15 protein-coding genes are annotated in these 18,958 nt (G+C 39.7%); 9 read left to right on the top strand and 6 right to left on the bottom strand.

Annotation, left to right across the window (positions count from 1 at the left end; all coding sequences use genetic code 11):
- Nucleotides 1–83: 83 nt before the first annotated feature.
- The 3 genes from AC6CH7_RS04760 to AC6CH7_RS04750 all read right to left on the bottom strand — a co-directional run bounded on the left by AC6CH7_RS04760 (nt 84) and on the right by AC6CH7_RS04750 (nt 2,635).
- On the bottom strand, nt 84–548 hold the full coding sequence (locus tag AC6CH7_RS04760; RefSeq protein ID WP_498261597.1) for a DinB family protein: 465 nt from the start codon (nt 546–548) through the stop codon (nt 84–86).
- 232 nt (nt 549–780) lie between these two features.
- On the bottom strand, nt 781–1,362 hold the full coding sequence (locus tag AC6CH7_RS04755; RefSeq protein ID WP_498261596.1) for a Crp/Fnr family transcriptional regulator: 582 nt from the start codon (nt 1,360–1,362) through the stop codon (nt 781–783).
- 361 nt (nt 1,363–1,723) lie between these two features.
- Entirely contained in the window at nt 1,724–2,635 is a 912-nt protein-coding gene (locus AC6CH7_RS04750) for a helix-turn-helix domain-containing protein (RefSeq protein ID WP_498261595.1), read from the bottom strand.
- A 196-nt stretch (nt 2,636–2,831) separates the two neighbouring features.
- Here AC6CH7_RS04750 and AC6CH7_RS04745 point away from each other — a divergent pair, with 196 nt between their 5' ends.
- Nucleotides 2,832–3,242, top strand: coding sequence for a GlcG/HbpS family heme-binding protein (locus AC6CH7_RS04745; protein ID WP_498261594.1), 411 nt, complete (start codon nt 2,832–2,834; stop codon nt 3,240–3,242).
- Nucleotides 3,243–3,253: 11 nt separating this feature from the next.
- Nucleotides 3,254–4,441, top strand: coding sequence for a formaldehyde dehydrogenase, glutathione-independent (gene fdhA / locus AC6CH7_RS04740; RefSeq protein ID WP_498261593.1), 1,188 nt, complete (start codon nt 3,254–3,256; stop codon nt 4,439–4,441).
- A gap of 191 nt (nt 4,442–4,632) precedes the next feature.
- Here fdhA and AC6CH7_RS04735 read toward each other — a convergent pair whose 3' ends face one another.
- On the bottom strand, nt 4,633–5,106 hold the full coding sequence (locus AC6CH7_RS04735; protein ID WP_498261592.1) for a hypothetical protein: 474 nt from the start codon (nt 5,104–5,106) through the stop codon (nt 4,633–4,635).
- Between the two features lie 173 nt (nt 5,107–5,279).
- On the opposite strand from AC6CH7_RS04735, the gene AC6CH7_RS04730 reads away from it, so the two are divergent.
- Nucleotides 5,280–7,256, top strand: coding sequence for a tetratricopeptide repeat-containing sensor histidine kinase (locus AC6CH7_RS04730; RefSeq protein ID WP_498261591.1), 1,977 nt, complete (start codon nt 5,280–5,282; stop codon nt 7,254–7,256).
- Complete coding sequence (locus AC6CH7_RS04725; RefSeq protein ID WP_498261590.1) at nt 7,237–7,881, top strand: response regulator; 645 nt, start codon at nt 7,237–7,239, stop codon at nt 7,879–7,881. Before AC6CH7_RS04730 ends, AC6CH7_RS04725 begins: the two co-directional genes overlap by 20 nt.
- Before the next feature lie 436 nt (nt 7,882–8,317).
- On the opposite strand, the gene AC6CH7_RS04720 is transcribed toward AC6CH7_RS04725, so the two are convergent.
- Together AC6CH7_RS04720 and AC6CH7_RS04715 are read right to left on the bottom strand one after the other, a co-directional pair.
- Nucleotides 8,318–9,187 carry an HNH endonuclease gene (locus AC6CH7_RS04720; RefSeq protein WP_498261589.1) on the bottom strand — a complete coding sequence of 290 codons (870 nt, stop codon included), beginning with the start codon at nt 9,185–9,187 and terminating at the stop codon, nt 8,318–8,320.
- Entirely contained in the window at nt 9,180–10,952 is a 1,773-nt protein-coding gene (locus AC6CH7_RS04715; protein WP_498261588.1) for an AAA family ATPase, read from the bottom strand. Before AC6CH7_RS04715 ends, AC6CH7_RS04720 begins: the two co-directional genes overlap by 8 nt.
- 443 nt (nt 10,953–11,395) lie before the next feature.
- Between AC6CH7_RS04715 and AC6CH7_RS04710 the strand changes: the two genes are divergently transcribed.
- The 5 genes from AC6CH7_RS04710 (at nt 11,396) to AC6CH7_RS04690 (ending at nt 18,797) form a co-directional block, all read left to right on the top strand.
- Complete coding sequence (locus tag AC6CH7_RS04710) at nt 11,396–11,770, top strand: GIY-YIG nuclease family protein (protein ID WP_498261587.1); 375 nt, start codon at nt 11,396–11,398, stop codon at nt 11,768–11,770.
- A gap of 16 nt (nt 11,771–11,786) precedes the next feature.
- Complete coding sequence (locus AC6CH7_RS04705; protein WP_498261586.1) at nt 11,787–12,239, top strand: hypothetical protein; 453 nt, start codon at nt 11,787–11,789, stop codon at nt 12,237–12,239.
- A gap of 157 nt (nt 12,240–12,396) precedes the next feature.
- Nucleotides 12,397–13,452, top strand: a complete 1,056-nt coding sequence (locus tag AC6CH7_RS04700; RefSeq protein WP_498261585.1) for a nucleoid-associated protein — start codon at nt 12,397–12,399, stop codon at nt 13,450–13,452.
- Nucleotides 13,442–14,626 carry a hypothetical protein gene (locus AC6CH7_RS04695; protein ID WP_498261584.1) on the top strand — a complete coding sequence of 395 codons (1,185 nt, stop codon included), beginning with the start codon at nt 13,442–13,444 and terminating at the stop codon, nt 14,624–14,626. The genes AC6CH7_RS04700 and AC6CH7_RS04695 overlap by 11 nt, the downstream gene beginning before the upstream one ends.
- 253 nt (nt 14,627–14,879) lie before the next feature.
- Nucleotides 14,880–18,797, top strand: a complete 3,918-nt coding sequence (locus AC6CH7_RS04690) for an SMEK domain-containing protein (RefSeq protein ID WP_498261583.1) — start codon at nt 14,880–14,882, stop codon at nt 18,795–18,797.
- The last annotated feature ends 161 nt before the right edge of the window (nt 18,798–18,958 follow it).

The following is an 18,958-nucleotide window of genomic DNA, read 5'->3' as shown; positions in this document are numbered from 1 at the left end:
GATTTACTGGAAATAAGAACCGGTTTTGCAGAGCCGTTTGTTCATTGGCTACAGGAGGATTTTAATGATACATGGAATTCAGCTTATTTGGTGCGGATCAGCGCTAATTGCCCTGCATGGTGAAAAAGGTGGGCATTTCTGTTCAACAGCACATTGAATTTGTTCCTCCTGGGTTCAAAGATAAAATCAGTTTCGCTGATATAATTATGTTTTGATTTCCAGTCAGCCGGACTCAGTTGCCTGAGATAGGCAGACAATACTTCATTGATGGAAACCCATTGCTGCAATAAAAGCTCATAGGCAGGATATTCATTTGCATGATGTTGAGGCGTAAGAAAGAGCTCGTCGTATTCCGGATAACGTCTTGGTTCAGGCTCCAAAGCCGCCAAAAAGCAGTCACTCGCAACGATCAGGTGGCCTAAGAGATAAATCACCCTGTTTTTTCCCGGAGCTACCGGTTCCATTGCAAACTGTTCTCCAATAGCTACAAACAGATCGGTCGTTTCCTGTATCTTGTTTTCCCATTGATCCAGGAGTTGATCAATCATAAAATTATAATTTCCCATTGACCTGTTAGAAAAGCTATTTGAATAAAGTACGGAACAATATCTGTCTTTTCTATTGCAAAGTTGCTTATATTGAAGCCTAGCTAACAAGGACATTTAACACAAATGGAGCGTGACATTTATCACATTAAAGGTTCGTCTGAAACATTTTGTGACATGAAAGGAAAACTTTAAGAAGCCTGTTTTGGGAATTGGCTGTGCATAACCAGTATAGTTAATGCGCTTTAGCGTATTGCGTTCTGATCCGGCTTAATGTCTCGCGGGACACACCAAGAAAAGAGGCAATCATATGAAGTGGTACGCGGTTAAAGATGTCCGGATAAGATTTTATAAAATTTGTATATTTTTCTTCGGCAGTGTCGCTGATATTGCTCATGATTCTGTTTTGACTGACATCATAACTCCTGGCTTTTAAGGTATCCCTGAAAGTCCTAAAATTTGGAAAGTCACTGACTATACGGTTGAAATCATTTTTCTCGATCAGTAAAAGTTCACTGTCTTCGAGTGCGTCAATATTGTTTTTGGAAGGAATTCCATTATTATAACTCTCCTGATCGCTGATCCACCAATTTTCTACTGCAAACCTCAGAATGTGTTCCACGCCGTCCTCGCCAACGCGGTATAATCGCAGGCAACCTTTTGCCACGAAACAATTATAGTGACATACATCGCCCTCCTGCAGGAGGTATTGCCTTTTACGTAATCTTTTGTTGATTGTAACGGCACGTACTTCTTCTAATTGTTCGTCGGTAAGACTGGCTTTTTCCTTTAAATACACTGCGAACTTTTCAAACATTCAGGTCACTTTTTAACAAATCTATTTAAAAAAAACTTCCGATGATCACGGCAAATTACAAATATGGATTTAATGTGACTAAATTATAAAATGCGTAAATGACTTAAAAAAATAGTACAGATGTTGCAGGGACGTCTACTCCAAAGGATTCTTAAGGCTGCTGTTGAAGTTAATATAAATTTTGCCTCATAATAGGGCGGTTAGGCTAGAAGACTCATAATCGTTTATCCCGGTAACCAAAGTTGTCCCGGGTTGGTGCCGGTCGTTCTGCCAGGTTAACCATAATGGATGCTGAAAGTAAGCAGTACCCGCAGTCAGATCCGATGGAAGAACAAAATAAATACCTGCTTTTTTCAGTACATTACTGTGCCTCGCGGTACATTTTTGGGGTAATGCCTTCCAGTCTTTTGAACAGTTTTATAAAAAAGTTAGGACTATTGAATCCGGACATGTAACAGGCCTCTGTTGTTGTTATAGTTGAATCTGCCATGATCTTTTTGGCCAGCTCAATCCTTTGCCGGATAACGTAATCTAAAGGTGACATATGGAATGTCTCTTTAAAGGCCTGAAAGAAGGAAGGCTTACTCATACATGCCTGCTTTGCAAGTATATCCACGCTAATCTTTTCTGTGAGGTGATCATGAACATATTGTATCGCGGGCATAAAGCGATGGTCTTGTTTTGACGACCGCTCATGGATGTTTTCCATGTTTTGGGTCTGGATTATCCTAAGTAACAAAAATTTCAGGGAAAGGTCTGCCAGTGCGTCCTTAGCCATATTTTCTTCCATACTGATGCTGATCAGCTTGTTGATGCTGCTGGCCAGCTCCCTGTTGTTAGAAAAGTGATACCGTGTAAAATTAAGTTTCCACTGGAAAGGGTATTCGGTATTGGGGTAGTGCTCGTTAAGGAAAGCCAGGTTTTTATTGACCATGTCCCAATCAAGAGCAAGTGTGGCGCACTGTACAGGATGTTTCAGGTCGGCTTCTGGAAAATCGACCTTCATCGAGATGCCTCCGGGAAGAATAACGCTTTCTCCCGGCAAAAAAACAAACCCATCTTCGCCGTCAAGTGACAGCACTTTTCTTCCACGCATCATACTGGAAATGACCAATCCGTCATAAGACAATACCACATCACTACACTGGTGAAAAGTTTCAAAGATATTCAACTCACAATTTTTCAGATTGAATACTCTTCTGTGTTCCACCAGGGTGTCCAGCGCCGTGCTGTCACTCAGGTTTATCGGAGCAAGTTTGCAAATATGGTCCATAATTTATAGATCAATTTATTTTTTCTACTAAACGCAAGGCGGATATCTATTTCTAAAATTAGGGAAAATAATCATAACCTGAGATTACTCGCTTGGTTTTCAAGAGGATCGTTCCATTAAAAGATAGGATCGTTCGGTATCCTCAGGAACCCTTTGGCTATATTGTACAAGCATATTCCAACAAAAAAAACAAATTATGGACATTACCTTAAAACAGGCAGAAGCCGCCATTGCAGCGGCAAAAGCCAAAGCGACCGAGATCAACACTTTGATGAACATTGCAGTAGTGGACAGCGGCACCAACCTGGTTGCCTTCGCGCATATGGACCAGGCCTGGCTCGGATCCATTGACATTTCCCAGAGAAAGGCACGCACGGCCAGGTATTTCAACATGAATAGCGGGGAAATAGGTAAACTCTCACAACCCGGCGGCCCGCTTTACAACATCGAACATTCAAATGGGGGGCTTATTTCCTTTCCCGGTGGCGTGCTTATCAAAAGTTCTGATGGTGTGATCTTAGGAGCAATTGGCGTCTCTGGTGATTCGGTGGAAAACGACCATATCGTTGCCCAGGCCGGTGCAGATGCGATTCTATCAACTATTTAAAATCTAATTTTATGTGTCAAAACCATGGAGTAGCTTACATCAAACCCGGAGTGGTAGAAGTAAGAGAAATAGACTATCCCAAGCTTGCACTGGGTAACCGTAAATGTGAGCATGGCGTAATACTGAAAATAGTATCAACCAATATATGCGGGAGCGACCAGCATATGGTCCGAGGACGGACCACCGCACCAGAGGGGCTTATACTTGGCCATGAAATTACCGGGCTGGTGATAGAGGCCGGGCGGGATGTTGAGTTCATTAAGACCGGCGACCTGGTTTCGGTTCCGTTTAATATTGCATGTGGCCGTTGCCGCAATTGTAAAGCAGGCCAGACCGGTATATGTCTGAATGTGAATCCGGCCCGGCCTGGTGCTGCCTACGGTTATGTCGATATGGGCGGATGGGTTGGCGGCCAGGCTGAGTATGTCATGGTTCCGTATGCAGATTTCAACTTATTGAAATTTCCGGACAGCGATCAGGCTATGGCAAAGATAAAAGACCTCACATTGCTCTCGGACATATTTCCTACCGGTTTTCATGGCGCGGTAACAGCCGGTGTAGGACCGGGAACTATTGTTTATGTTGCCGGGGCAGGTCCGGTGGGACTTGCCTGTGCGGCTTCCTGCCATTTGCTGGGTGCGGCGCTGGTAATCGTTGGGGATATGATCGATGAAAGGCTCGCGCAGGCCCGAAGCTTTGGCTGCGAGGTGATCGACCTGAAAAATGATGCAACGCTGGCCCAGCAGATCGAAGCCATTGTGGGCGTTCCTGAAGTAGATTGCGCCGTTGATTGCGTAGGCTTTGAAGCTAAAGGTCATGGCCATGACAGTGACCATGAACAACCCGCTACCGTTCTGAATGCCATCATGGAGGTAACCCGGGCAGGTGGGCAGCTGGGAATTCCGGGTCTGTATGTAACCGGGGATCCGGGTGGTGTTGACGCGGCAGCTAAAAAGGGAAGCCTGAGTATCCGGATTGGATTGGGCTGGGCCAAGTCGCATTCTATCCATACCGGACAATGCCCGGTCATGAAATACCACCGGCAGCTCATGAATGCGATCCTTTACGATAAAATAAATATTGCGAAAGCGGTCAATGTTGAAGTGATTTCCCTACAGGATTCGGTGAAAGGATACCGTGATTTCGACAAGGGTGCTGCAAAGAAATTCGTGATCGATCCGCATGGAATGATCGCTTAGACATTAATCTATACTCATCAAATGAGGCGTCAGCAAAACTGACGCCTTTTCCCTGGCCTTGCGTCAAAAAGGTAACGTGTCAAATATGTTCATATTTACATAGATTAAAACTAGGTGTACGTTTCAGAAAATTCTGAAGGGATGTACAAAAACAGACATGCCCCGGACCAATGACATGCCGGTTTCATGCACTAAAACGCGTATTTAAAAGTAAGGCTGAAGCGTGCCGGTTCGAAACTGGTACCATGTGTCAGTTCCCACATTGGCCGCCAGTCGAATCCTGCAGCAATGGGGGCTTTTGGAACTTTAAATTCCAATCCGGCCTGAGGACGTAGCAGAAAACCATTTGTACCGGTACCAAAATAAAATTGAGGACCGATTCCCAGATTCCAGTTTAAGCCAGGGGCACCGGGTATCCCTTGATTATAAGAATATTCCGCGCCAAGAACAGTCAGACTGTTGCCAAATAAAAGCATAGCCTGTCCTGCATGGTTGCCTGTAAAAAAATGCTTGGCATGCGGGCCAACGAAAGTACCACCCGTACCCAGGTCAAGCATCAAACCAAAGCCCGTGTTATAGGGAGCTTTTTCCTGGGCGGATGATACTTTCGCGGAAAAGATTTGTGTGACCGTAAGGCATACGGCGATTAAAAGGGATTTTTTCATAAGTCAATAGTTTTGGTTTAACGATTCAAAGTTGATGAATGTACTGCGATTATAAAATCCTGCGATTTGCTGATTTTTGATCTCATGGTTTTCCGGTATATTGAGAAAATGCCTGACGAACTTGATCTGCATTAGGTATATTGCTGATTAATTTATTGCCTGTTGTAGATCATATGAAAAATCTATTTCTGCTCATATATCTGATTAGTTGGTCCCTGACTGCCAGTACTCAGCAATTGGTAAACTCCCGGGTCGATGATTTGGAGCGAAAGCTTAAAAGCAGCCTCAGGTATACCGACAGTGCAAAAATAATGATGGAACTGTCTAACTACTGGGCCTATACCGACTCGGCGAAGTCGATGAGTTATGCCCGGCAGCTGATGAAGCTGTATATGCACCATAAAGACCGTCAGGGTATTGGCGTCGCTTACTATTACATTGCCGGGGTGTACATGGATGCCGGTAAAAATGAAATCGCAAAAGCACACTTCGGTAAAGCCAGGGCGATTCTGGAAAAGGATACCGCTTATAATGCACAGCATTACCTGGCTAGGGTCTGGCATAACATTGGCGCCTTGTATCAACGTCAGGGAGACAGCAAGGCGTATGTGGACATCCTGCTGAACAAAGCCGTACCGATTCTGGAAGCGATTAACGATACGGTAACACTTGCGCGTAACTACAGCGACATCGGGCAGATTTTCGTCAATACCAACCAGTTTGATAAATCTCTTTCCTGGTACAAAAAGGCAATCCAAACTTTGCAGCATTATTCTGGTTATGAAGATCTCGCGCTGGCCTACCTTGGGGCTGCCAGGTCCATCCTGTTTAAAGGAGATTTTAGCAAGGTACCGGCACAGCAAATTAGATCTTACCTGGATCAGGCCGCGAAAGTTCTGAAACCCAATCCCAGGGCTCCCGCATGGATTGAATATTTTATGAACATGGGCCTGTACCGTATGGAGATAGATAAAGATCCGGCAGGCGCTGTCAAAAGCTATGATGAAGGATTGGCCCTGGCATCGCAGCTTAACGATGATTATTTACAGCTGGAGCTACTTAACCGAAAGTATTACCTTTATGACAAGCAGAAGCAATACCCGCTGGCAAGAGCTACCGCCTACCAGCTATACGCTTTGGTAAGCAGATATCCGATTTCTAAAAATAAGCTTGTTGTATTAAAAAACCTGGTTGATGCAGAGGAGAATAGTGGCAATTCGGAAAAAGCATTTGAGTTGCTAAAGCAATATACCAAACTGGCCGATAGCTTAAAGATAGAAGATACCAACCTGCAACTCAATGAACTTGAGAAAAAATATGAGCAACAAAAAAAAGAAAAAGAGATCGTACATCTGCAAAGTGAGAACAGACTAAAAAGTACCGCATTGAGCCAGAACAAAACCATGATGCTGGCCATCTCAGGCCTATTGATAGGTGTTATTGTGGTTCTGGCACTGGTTTATCTGCTGCAGGTGAATAAGCATAAACTCGCTCAAAAGCAAAAGCAACTGGAACAGGAGCAAGTATTTTTTGACGCACTGATCCAGGGGCAGGAGCAGGAGCGTAAGCGATTGGCGGGAGACCTGCATGATGGATTGGGTGGCTTACTGGCCAATATCAAACTGTTGATCTCTAAACAGCATGATCAGGAAAACTTTAGCGATTTTAAAGGGCGTATTCTGCATAAACTCGACGATGCAGTTAATGAACTCAGGCGCATTGCCAGAAACCTGATGCCCGAGACCCTCCTGCGATACGGCCTGGTGATTGCTCTCAGGGATTATTGCGAAGACTTTAAAAAGTCAGGAGTTGAGATTTCTCTGCAAACTTATGGCATGGAAGCCGCTTGCGAGAAAAGTGTGCAGCTAATGATATACCGTATCCTGCAGGAGCTGATCAGCAATGCTGTAAAACATGCTGCGGCCAAAACAATATTGGTGCAATGCATCCAAAATGACAAAAAGATCTTTATCACAGTAGAGGATGATGGAAATGGCTATGACCAGCAAACGGCAGAGCGCAAATCAGGACTTGGGCTTTCCACCGTTAAAAGCAGGGTGGCTTATTTAAAGGGAGTCATGGAGATCCAGACACAGCTTAATATTGGAACAACCATTAATATTGAACTAAATGACTGCAAATCAAATTAAAATCAGGGTGTATGTTGTGGATGATCATCCTATAGTATTGGAAGGCATCAAGCATTTTCTTCAATCCAGCGAAGATCACATTGAGCTTGTCGGCGGATGCGGGAACGGACAGGAAGCGCTTTCCGCATTGGCCACAGCGAATATAGACGTTCTGCTCCTGGATATAAATCTGCCTGATGTGAGCGGAATCGATGTTTGCAAACAGGTAAAGCAGCAGTTTCCTGCCATTTCCATTATTGCGATCAGCAATTACAATGAACGCAGCATGATAACCAAAATGGTTAATAATGGTGCAACTGGATACATACTCAAAAATGCATCAGCGGATGAAATCCGTGCTGCGATTGAAACAGTATATAAAAAATCGCTTTATTTTAGTCCCGACGTGCAGCAGGCCTTGTTTGAGGCTGCGCTGGACGATCCAGCGGATCGCCCCCGACTCACACGACGGGAAGAAGAGGTGCTGCGGAGCATCGCAGAAGGTAAGACAACCAATAAAATTGCAGAGCAGCTTTTTGTGAGTATCCATACTATTGAAACGCACCGTAGAAACCTGATGCAAAAGTTCAATGTCTCCAACTCTGCGGCACTCGTAAAAATGGCCTCAGAGTATAACCTGATTTAGCGCTGATGATTAAAAATGATTGTGTAAGCTAAAAAGCAGTTTTTCGAGAAGATGGACGGTTTTTTGAATTAGTATGATCCCGCTGGGATTTACACCTAGTGTAAAAATCGGCGTTTTGCAATATCTAGAATGGTTCTGAGATTCGAACTCCCCGAATGACGCACCTATTTTTTAAAACTTTTTGTATGCAAATGCTATGATTTAAATATACCAGTTTGTATCAAAAATTCCAAATTTAATCGCATAAGGTAATCTTTAATACAAAGAATTTTTATTGCTTTGATAAGCATTGTAATGGTCGAAAAGATTTATTCAGTCATCGATTTATAAATAAAGTAGAAGACTTTGAATCTTAGACTCGTTAAGTTCGTAAAGTTTAGTACTCCCACCTAAAACTAATCATAATTCATCATTTCATAACTGAATCTGAACCGGGTCAGTCAACAATCCGCATCTGTTTTAAAAGATCACTGGTTAATTTTGAAAGTGGTCTCTTTTCGTAGCTTGTTCTGTCTATGTAGTTCCCAAAAATCAATCTATGAATTTCATTCTTGGTTTTGCCGATTTTCGAAAAATTCTCCACTATGCCTTCATAATAATCCTCATTGTAAGAGTATGCTTTAATCACCATTTCTTCGATATAGTCGGAATGTTGTTCATAGAGCTCTTTCAACGCAAATGTCTCAATGCTGTTTTTGCATTTTTCTATGAAAAGCTCATCGCCATGAGCTATGGTGTCAAGTTGTAGCTCGATTTTGTCATTGTTGAGCATAAAGCTCGTATGATTTACCTGAAATTGGCATTTATCATCAAACCCTTCACTGTAAGGATAGAGAATGATGTTTGTGCTATCCGATTTTATATGATTACAAGTGGGACAGCACGGTATCAGATTATAAAATGATAATGCTAAGTGCGGATATTTTGATTTTGACAGGAAATGATCGAACTGCGGTCTGATTTTCTTCTGTTTGTCAATAGTAAAAGTATATTGCCTATTACAATAAGGGCAGGTATCCACGTTCAACTCCTTAGCTAGCCAATAGGCATCTTCTCTACACATTCTTTTATATTGGTTGTACATGTATCGTTGAAAGGCACGCACCTCCATTGGATAAAGTTGGTAAAGGCTATGGAACTGACTATCTATAGAGCTAAAGGTTGAAATTTTTGCCAATATTATATCGTCAATATGGTCAATGAAATAGGTGATAATGGGATTCGTTCTTCGGAACTTATGATGTTTTACTCTATCTAAATACCGATTTGAAATTTCTTCAAGATTACAGCAATTAATTTTAATCATTCAACCTCCCTTTTAGAATGCCTATTTCTTTTTCAAGTTCAGCTATCCGTCTAATTACGTCTTCTGGCATTCCTTCCCTCTGCTTATACAATTTCATCAGTTGATCGCGGACAATCGGTTCGCCTATCAACTTGATTTCCTTTAATAATGATGGACGGATTAATTGTGCATTTTCCAATTCGTCGAATAGTTTGTTAATCTTTTTTTTTGCAAATTCACCGATTGGAAGTCCGTCAATGAAAAAGCTATTCCTGTACAACGTGTGTATGTTTGCTCCAAAAGTATTGTCCCGGCTGATCGATTCTACCACCTTACAAGTACCATCTTTCTCATTTTTATCTAAGAAAATTATATTGTTTTTTGGGAAATCAGAAATAATTATTGGCGAATGTGAGGCTACTATAATCTGAAAAGTGTGATGTGGGGTGGTCTTGTTTAGAAAATGCAATAAATTGCTCAAAAACAATCTTTGCCATTCAGGATGAAAAGAATTTTCTGGTTCATCAAGCAGTAAGATAATATTGTTATAAGTTTGCGGCTTTGTTTGCACATGCAGTTTTTGCTCGTGGTCAATAATGACCTCGTTGATGGAAGCATAAATACGGGATAGGAAATTTAGGTATTCCAATTCTCCAGCAGACAACCCGTGCCATGCTATCGTCAAATCACTAGCCGCTAACCCTCTATGATTTAGCGAGCTAGGGCTTGAAAACACGTCTCCCTTGAAATAGTAATGATATAATCCAATGCGCAGGTAAAAAGATATGTCTTCTGTTCTAACACCAAAGGTCCAACTATAGTCTGATCTCATTCCTATATTGTCAGGATATTTGGTGAACAAAATTTTACCTGCTTCATTTAAGCCTATCAGTTCGTTGTACAGTTCTCTTGCATAACTGTTTTTGATAAATTCATCAGCGGTGATATCTTCGAGCTCAATCTCTAAATCCAATAGATTCTTAGGGTCATTAAAATAGGCGTACAAAAATCTGTTTATGAAGTGTTCAATAAAATCCATTTCAGATAACGGCTTATCAATAAACAGCTTGTTGTATATAGGATTGTCGATCTCTAACTTTTTAGCTCCTTTCTTAAATGTAATATTCAGGTTTTTTGGCAAGCTGATGCCTTTGAAATAAGTCGCATTCGAAGAGGAAATCAAATTGATTTGCCTAAAAGTATCGTCAATCATTAACCTGTCTATATCTGAAGAAGTTGTATCCTGAAATTTCATTACTTTTCTATCTTCTCCGTATTTTCTTAGCAAACCTCCGGTAGAGATGTCTTCAGACGTAATTCCCCCGCCAATGTCAAATAGAATATTCTTTTCGTAATGAGCAGAATAGTACAAGAATTTTGTATTCACATCCTTCCGGAAATTGTTCAGTGGATATTGAATGTAATGTTTGTTATGCAGGTTATAGTTGCTTGCGACATCATTTCTATTTGAGTATAAGTTTCCATTTAGCTGATAGATATGAATTAAATTCATCCTGGGTATATGGCTTAGCCCAGAGGAGCTTGCATAATATCTGAAGATAAATTCCAATAGGTTGCTTTTCCCCGCTCCATTTTTCCCTATGATCGCAGTGATGTTGGAAATGTTGTCCGCTTCCCAAAAATTGGGTAGGTATGCCTCATTTTTAAGAACGTTGATAAAGTGTTTATTTTGATCGTAAGAAATTCGATACTCAGGAGAAAAATTGAACTCGCAGTCTTTTATATTCTTTCCATCGTCTCCAATGTATAGGTAAATTAGTTCCATATTCACTTTAGAAAAATACGCCTGTTTTATGTGTAGACCCCCCAACCTTTTTATGAGTTGGAATTAAATACCTAAAGATACACTTCTTTGGACTATATAAAACCGCATTAACTAAGCGGTTCGATTTTGGATTTGTTTAGCCATGGTGACAATATAAAACAACCAATAGCATATACTCTAAAAATCGGGTCAACTCATGGATCGTGATGAATAATGGTGTATTCTGGAATCATGCTTTAACGTTAAAACCAAATGTAATTTTTTATTTTAAAATTATATTAGTCGACTTGCTGGTTATAGAAGGCAATTATTAAATGGTTGCCATGGATAGAGACGACTGTCAAACACAAGTTTGCTGTTTGCGCATTTTAGTCTGCAACACATTACATTTTAGGAAACTTTAAACATAGATAACTATCTTGAACCCAGATTAACAGTTTCGAATGGAAGACCAAATAATTAACCTTAGTAATAAGCTTACAGAATTGATCAACAGCAAGACCCTGAGCTTTCAGGAAGTCAAGAATAACAAAAATATTATGGGAGTTTATTTGATCTATGATCAGTTGGGACAGTTAATGTATATAGGGAGCACTAATAAATTTCACATTAGGTTTGGCACTGACCTTCTACATGAATCTACTCATACCTTAATGAAAAAGCTGATTAAACTGGAAATCCATATTGACAGGTTGACCGCCCAGAACCATTTTTCTAACCATTATAAATACAAGATTAGTATTTGCAGTAATAAGAGGGAAGCTGAGGCTTTGGAGCATTTAGCAATTTGGATCTTGCAACCGATATACAATAAGTAAAATAACTGAACACGCAATGCATTTTGAATTTCTAGCACAATCAGAGTCAAGTCTCTCTTTTATTGCATTCGAAGATACATCCCTTGATGTTCAAATAGGAGCTGCCGAAGGGTATGTTGGCAAGGATCAGCAACTCACGATGGTTGTTAAGGTTTATAATGGATTTCATCAAAAAGGGATCGGTTATTTTTTCTTTACAAAGGTTTTCGAGCATTTTTCAAATTTTCAGCCGATTAATACGATTAATGGTTCGTGGTCAAAAGATGCTGAATTTAGTTATTGTGAGGACGGTGAGTCAACTAACCTGAAAGTTTTCAAGAGCCTTGTTAAATCTGGTTACAGCATGGAAGAGGCAGCACTGAATACACCGACTGGAAAGTGGGCAAGGAAACTGGGTTATAATCAGGTGAAGATCCTAAGTGTCAGCGACGAGAATGTAAATGTTGCTTTCACCCGCCTCAGTATATAAAAAAGAAGTGGTGTAATTTATTTTAGTGACATTTATAGTAATTCTGGGAAACCGTAAATTTTAAAATCCTTGATTTTATATTTTTGTATATTATTAATTACATACATTTATAACCTGTGATGGCGACTTTATTATATTTGCTAACTAAATAATGCTCATGGTAGAATTCTTAAAAAAGGGACACGATATTACTGTCACAAATATCATTGTACATAAGTTAAATAAGGAAGGTGGTAAAAAAAATACTGCCCTAAAGCTAGCTGATAAAGAATTGATAATTAATGAGCAAGAAGTGTTCTTTGTTGCTGATGTCCGAAAGAGCTTTCAAAATAAATCCAACCCCACTTATGGAATTTTTGATGACGCACGTATTGCTAATAATTTTAGGGATACTGTTTCAGATTATCGTTCAGGACATCTGGATTTTCTTGCATTTACTCATAAATCTATGCAGTTTTATGAACTGGAAATTGCAAAGAGTGCTCCGGCAACAGGTGCATTTATGGTTTTTGCTGACTATGTTTATAAGAATAATGGAGACAGGTATGTGCTACTTTTTTCCATTAATAATAAAGATGGATATAACCTCAGCGAAGAACTTACCATTAAACAAATTTTAAACTTAGATTTAAGTAAATTAGATGTTGCTGCACAGATAAATCTTTCTAAGTGGGAGAAATATACCGAATCTGAAGAAGATAATATAAAAACTTATCTCTCCTTCATTAAGGGTAAGAAGAATTTGTCTGATTACTTTCTAGATTTTATAGGTTGTGCAGATAAAAGCACGAATACGGATTCTTCACAGGCGATGGTAAAGGCGCTAATTGATTTTCTTAATGGTAAAGGTTTTTCGACGGATGAAGTTAGGGATAGAAAGAAAATCGTTTTTGACTATTGTAATACCTGTATCAAGGAAAAAAGAGAGGTTTTACTGAGTCAAATATCTTATATGTTAGACGAGAACGAGCCAAATGAATTTGCTGAATTTGCATCTTCGGAAGCATATGGCGTAAGTGAAATAGTAAAAACGGATACAAAAGTATTAAGGTCACTTCATTACGTTGAATACCGTAGTAACGATCTTACTGTAATTTTTAATACAGATCTATTAACCAGTAAAAAGATTGATTATAATCCTAATACTAAGAGCCTTTTAATTAAGGAATTGCCAGCGGATCTTATTAAAGAATTAGAGCAAAATGTCAATTGATCTCCAGGAGCTTAAGTCTTTAGTAATAAACAATCTTACTTTTTCTGACGAAAAAGAATATCACTTAACCTTAGAAGCTGATGCAGAAAAAATTACCCTTCTTTCTAAGCTTAGTTACTTAGGAGCTATTGAAGAATTTTCAAATGATCAGGGAGTCATTTTTGCCTCGAATATGAAAGTTGGAGAAAAGTTAGTTGTAAAACTTGTTCAATTTCGGCTAGAACGTTTTGGTTTTTACAATACTTTTAAGCGTTTTTTAGATGCTAATTCATTGAAAGAACCTCAAATGTTTTATGTGAAAGATCTGAATTATATTCACAATCAGGAAGAACACAATGAGGAGATTGATGCATACTTTGCAGGATTGAAACTTTCTGACTGCTTAACTTCTTTAGCACTTTTCAGGAATGAGGATGACGGTTTGATGTTATATCTGATGCAAGAAAAGTCGGCAACATCTTTCAAAGTTTTAAATACACTGGAATCCGTTCGCGGATTAGTGTCAATCGTCAAGGAAGTGAATTCTTTCTGTGAGGGATTTACAGAAAACCTTGAACGAAAAATGATTTATCAGAAAGAGCTAATTGATTTTTTAAATGATTTTCCTTTAGAAGAACGTTATCTTAAATTGAGTGATGGGTTTGCCAATTTCTATCGAAGATGTGAGGCCGCATATGGTTTTTTCTTAAGTGACTTTTCTTATGGAAAGTTAAAACTTGAGTTAGAAGCTACAGTATTAGATTATTCAAAAAATGTTAGGTCTATAATTAATGATTCTCAAAACAAGCTTATCGCTATTCCTGCTGCATTTTTGGTGGCATCAACTCAACTTCAATTTGACAAGCCATTTGGTTTAAAGAATTGTATGATAGTTTTTGCATCATTCGTTTTTTCTTTACTAATAGAAATTTTTATTAGAAATCAAGAGAGCTCAGTTATTATTTTCCTGGACAACGTAAAAAACTATAAAACAACTTTTGGTTTTAAAAATAAGTCAATCGATCAGAGAGTAAACGTTTCGTTAAGTAGTGTGATTAATAAAAGTTTTACTTCAATAGATAGTGAGCTTGATAATCAAAAGGCTCGGTTAAATATAATCAGGTGGGTGAATTGGGGGATGTCGGTATTATTAGTTATGGTAATTGCAATAGTGTATACTTTTTCGAATTTTTAAAGCGTCATCAAACTGTAGCAGTTCTTCATGCTCCAGCCAAGAGAATTAATCAACCTGGAAATAAAAAAACTACAAGCAGCTAATCGAAAAATTGAAATCCAAAATAAAATAACAGTATTGCTTACGTCAATAACCTGCCATTGGCGAATTATCTTCTATGTTCAGAGAAGAGATTTTCCATTCTTCAATGCTCTTTATTTTCATGGAGCTTTTTGGTTATTTTTGCAGCAGTATCCAACCAAATTAAATCGTAATGAATAGACAAGATCACCTTTTTCAGATCAGTAAATATCTTGGCTATTTTGAAAGTCATCTTTTCTTCGAAAACTCAGGAGGAAAGTTTGACATCAACAAAGAAGCGGAATCATTTCTGAAACCTATTCTAGATATTATGTTTAAAGGGGATTTCAAAAGGCTGGAATTGGAAAAGGAAAACTTTCCTGCTATTGATCTTGGTGACACTGGTAGCAAAGTTTCTTTTCAGATCACTTCCCAAAAGGGGTTTGCTAAAATTAAAAAGACAATTCAGAAATTTATTGAACATAAATTGTTTAATCAATATGACGAGGTGTATCATTTGATCATCAACCGGAGCTATCAAACAGACAAAAAACAGGAGGACATCGATCAGATCATCGCTGATACCATTGCTACCCAGGGTCTACCTGACGGTACGGCGGTTTCTTTTCAGCTGGATACTCACCTTTGGAATCTGGAAAAATTTCGTGAAAGAATAGAAACATTTTGCAGCACAGAGGAACTACAGGCGATAGTAGCCCATCTGAAACAGAATTATGGCCCGGTCACCGATCTGCCTTCCTTCAATGAAGTACTGGTCCCCTATAGGGTTACCTTTGAAGTTCCTCTGGATCTGAATACCAAGATCTCGAGCTATCAGTTTCACAATACCTTTTCAGGGAGAACAGAGGTTTTACAGCAAATGGAACAATTTGCCAATGATCATAATGAACAGCTACTGGTCATTACCGCCGATGGCGGTTTTGGAAAAACAAGGACTTGCATTGAATACTTTGAAAAGTTTGTAGATGTCAATGACTTAAGGATCGCTTATACCTTTAATGAAATTCATTACGATATTGCCCGTTTTGTTTATGATCTCAAAAACGAAAAGCAAATCTTCATTCTCTATGATGATGTTGACCGCAAACTTGGCCCGCTCAATTCAGTAGTAGAGCATGTTAAGCATTTCAAAAATGTGAAATTGATTCTTACCACACGTGAAGCTTCCTACCAGGATGTGATCGGTACACTCTCATCCCACAATAACCGACATCAACGGATTCAGCTGGGAAAATTAGGGTATGAGGAGACCAAAGCTTTGCTGAAATCTCAATTGCCTAGTATCGATGAGCAGTTTATCGTTGGCCTTGCTTTAAAATCAAATGGGGTTCCGCTGGTCATACTTTCACTCGCCGACTTGATCAACCATGGAACTAACATTGACGCACTTACAGGAGATCAGGCTTTTAAAAACCATGTGCTCCAGGTATATGGCCAGGCTATAGACTTGTGTCATGCTGAAACTTACATTGAAAAAGCTAAAATTGCGAGGATCATCTCTTTATTGGCCTTTTTGGGCCCTATTCAAAATGTTGATGAGGAACTCGAGATCCTTAGTGAGATCGCTGCTGCCACCATAGATGAAACCTCAGTTATACTTGAAACACTCCGGAGAGTTGGCTTTTTAGGAAAACAGGAGCTCCAGTATTCCATTAAGCCCGATCCATACAGTGATATGATTTTGTTAAAGGATGTGGCTAGGATAAAATTCTGGCTGAAAAATCCGCATATTACTCCGTTTAAAGATAGGATTTTGAAAAACCTGATGCAGTTCGGGGATAGCAGCCAGTCGCCAGTAAACTTGAATGAGATCATGAGCGATTTTGTCGCCCACTTAGTTTCAAAAGCTGAGAACCGCGAATATAATGAACTGGTGAGCGGACTTGAAACCATTGAAAGTTTTACCTACAAAAAACCGGATCTGGCCATTTATGCCCTCAACAGTATCCTTGGGAAACTGCCCGCTGAGGATGAACCAGCAGATGAGGATTTCTGGTTCTCCGTGCACAGCGTAAAAGATGTACATAGCAAAGTAGATAAAATTTTCAGTATCGCTACCCTGAACACTCGCAGTAATCTGAAGTTGAAACGAAACATGGAATCAATCATAGGCTATCTTAAACTGACGGGGAATTTCGCAACACTGAGATCGGCGTTCCGCTACCGTGTCTTTGATTTTTATGAGTTTAATTATTACCCTGAAATACCTTGTGAAAGGCAGCTTTTTCTTTTATCCGAAATTCAGGGACTAGCCCAAGCTGATCCGATTGATGAATTTCATCAGCAGATCATACTAAACAGCATTAAAGCCCTTTTGAACACCGAAATTGTTCTCGAAGAATTCTATGAAGCCCAAACAGGGAAATTTAGTTATGGGACTGCTGAAGTACCTTTTAACAGTACAATTAAAGGAATTCGTACCAGTTGTTATAAACTTCTGATGGATTGCTTTGATAAATTTGACCCCGGAATGCAGGAGCAGATCTTATCCATGTTAATTCACAAGGTACGCTTTGTACGCAAAGACCCGCCAGAGCCAATGCGCAGATTTGATCTGACAGAAGAGTTAAAAATGATCCTGCCATTTTTGAAGGACAGGATCTCGGCCAATGCCTTCCCGAAACAGAAAGGAGAACTTATCAGAACATTGCAGGCTTGTGAAGATCTAGGAATTAAAGACGAGTTCTCGCAGGATATAAAAATATTGAATGAGATGTTGCTAAAGGCAGCATCCATCGAGGAACGGCTAAATACCTTTTTAAATTTTGATCATTTCGCCCTTAAAAAGCAGTTGAGTTCGGAGTTGCAGGCGCTAATTAAAGAATCACAGTCCAAAGAAGCTTTTTTTGATTTGATCCGCAAAGCCAGATCAACTTCTGACATCTCTGAATCTCAAAACCTTGACTTGATCCTAAATGCGTTGATTAAAGAACATACAGCATTAGCCAAAGAAATGTTGCAATACGTAATTGCGCAGAACTTTGAAGATGCCCATAATTTTGCCGTGCTGGTCAAGGCCGGGCATACGGATGAGCAAGGTTTCTGGAGCCAGGTGGATTTTTTCTGGAAACGTGGGGACCAGGATTCCAAAGCAGCTGTAACCTGGATGCTTACCTTTGGCAGGGAGCGCAAAAGAGAATATTATGCAAAGAAGGATCTTGATTATTTTGAACAGGTCATCAGTGAAAATAATAAGGGAGCAATCCACCACCTGGTGTATGTTCTTCCCGAATATCTTTCAGTTAATCCGCCCAGGGTGCTTGCCATGGTGTTACAGCTCTTTGATAAAGAAGTGAACTACAACAACCAAGGAATGATGCTACGCATGTTGTTTGAAGAGGAAAATACCAATGGCGTAAACCCTGAAATACTGAAGGATTTTCTTTTTAAGGATACAATAAATTTGACACTGGACCATGACTTCGATTCCGGAATTCTTTATTTGGAGTCCAAGTTTGGATTTGATACGGTATTGGATTTCCTTGTACACAAGTTTGCGTATTTCCATGATAAAGAAGAAGGTCGGGGCAGCTATATTGGATATTATTATCACAATCCGGCAATTTCAGTTGAAGAGTGGGAAGACAGGTTTGTAGCCTTGATCTCCAAATTTTTGGAGAAGGACATCTCAAAATTCAAAGATATCTTTAAGATTCTTAGACCACTGGATGGTTTTACCGAAAGCCTTGCCGCTAAGTTGAAGGTATTTGCCGGATCACTTTACACAGACAAACAAAAGTTACTATCACTTATGGGGCTGCTAAAAGAAGTAGACCTGGTCAGTGACAGTTATCTTTCTTTTATTGCAGAAATCGGAAACCACCTCAGCAGCAATCATTCTGCTACAAAGGAGGAACTTCAGAATTTATTTCCCTGGAGCTTCTATCATAATCTTGGCTCAAAGGGTAAATCGGCCAATGCTGCCGCTTTCCCCGTAGATATCCAAAAACAGACGCGGCTTAAGGATCTCATTGCCAGCCATACCTTAAGTCCGCTAATGAGTACTTGCTTTCATGAAATACTGGCCAATGTCACTAAGAGCATTGAACAGGATGTGGCAGAAAGCCAAAAGCGTAATAATTTTGATTGATGGAAGCTAATAACCCTTCTTACTTCAATATTACCCTAATGACCTGAATTACTAACCAAAGCGCAAATTTTAGAGGTCCCTTGTATCTTAAAATAATTTTAGAAATCGGGCCTCTTTTTTTTTGCGAATGAGCGGATAGCGGCTTTTTTTCCTCTTCAGTT

Source organism: Pedobacter sp. GQ55 (assembly GCF_059758925.1).
The sequence above is the reverse complement of the archived record's forward strand: the minus strand, read 5'-3'. Positions and strand labels throughout refer to the sequence as shown.

Bases quoted from the DNA above. Each gene is read 5' to 3' on its own strand.
- AC6CH7_RS04760 (WP_498261597.1), bottom strand. From the start codon at position 548: ATGATTGATCAACTCCTGGATCAATGGGAAAACAAGATACAGGAAACG.
- AC6CH7_RS04755 (WP_498261596.1), bottom strand. From the start codon at position 1,362: ATGTTTGAAAAGTTCGCAGTGTATTTAAAGGAAAAAGCCAGTCTTACC.
- AC6CH7_RS04750 (WP_498261595.1), bottom strand. From the start codon at position 2,635: ATGGACCATATTTGCAAACTTGCTCCGATAAACCTGAGTGACAGCACG.
- AC6CH7_RS04745 (WP_498261594.1), top strand. From the start codon at position 2,832: ATGGACATTACCTTAAAACAGGCAGAAGCCGCCATTGCAGCGGCAAAA.
- fdhA (WP_498261593.1), top strand. From the start codon at position 3,254: ATGTGTCAAAACCATGGAGTAGCTTACATCAAACCCGGAGTGGTAGAA.
- AC6CH7_RS04735 (WP_498261592.1), bottom strand. From the start codon at position 5,106: ATGAAAAAATCCCTTTTAATCGCCGTATGCCTTACGGTCACACAAATC.
- AC6CH7_RS04730 (WP_498261591.1), top strand. From the start codon at position 5,280: ATGAAAAATCTATTTCTGCTCATATATCTGATTAGTTGGTCCCTGACT.
- AC6CH7_RS04725 (WP_498261590.1), top strand. From the start codon at position 7,237: ATGACTGCAAATCAAATTAAAATCAGGGTGTATGTTGTGGATGATCAT.
- AC6CH7_RS04720 (WP_498261589.1), bottom strand. From the start codon at position 9,187: ATGATTAAAATTAATTGCTGTAATCTTGAAGAAATTTCAAATCGGTAT.
- AC6CH7_RS04715 (WP_498261588.1), bottom strand. From the start codon at position 10,952: ATGGAACTAATTTACCTATACATTGGAGACGATGGAAAGAATATAAAA.
- AC6CH7_RS04710 (WP_498261587.1), top strand. From the start codon at position 11,396: ATGGAAGACCAAATAATTAACCTTAGTAATAAGCTTACAGAATTGATC.
- AC6CH7_RS04705 (WP_498261586.1), top strand. From the start codon at position 11,787: ATGCATTTTGAATTTCTAGCACAATCAGAGTCAAGTCTCTCTTTTATT.
- AC6CH7_RS04700 (WP_498261585.1), top strand. From the start codon at position 12,397: ATGGTAGAATTCTTAAAAAAGGGACACGATATTACTGTCACAAATATC.
- AC6CH7_RS04695 (WP_498261584.1), top strand. From the start codon at position 13,442: ATGTCAATTGATCTCCAGGAGCTTAAGTCTTTAGTAATAAACAATCTT.
- AC6CH7_RS04690 (WP_498261583.1), top strand. From the start codon at position 14,880: ATGAATAGACAAGATCACCTTTTTCAGATCAGTAAATATCTTGGCTAT.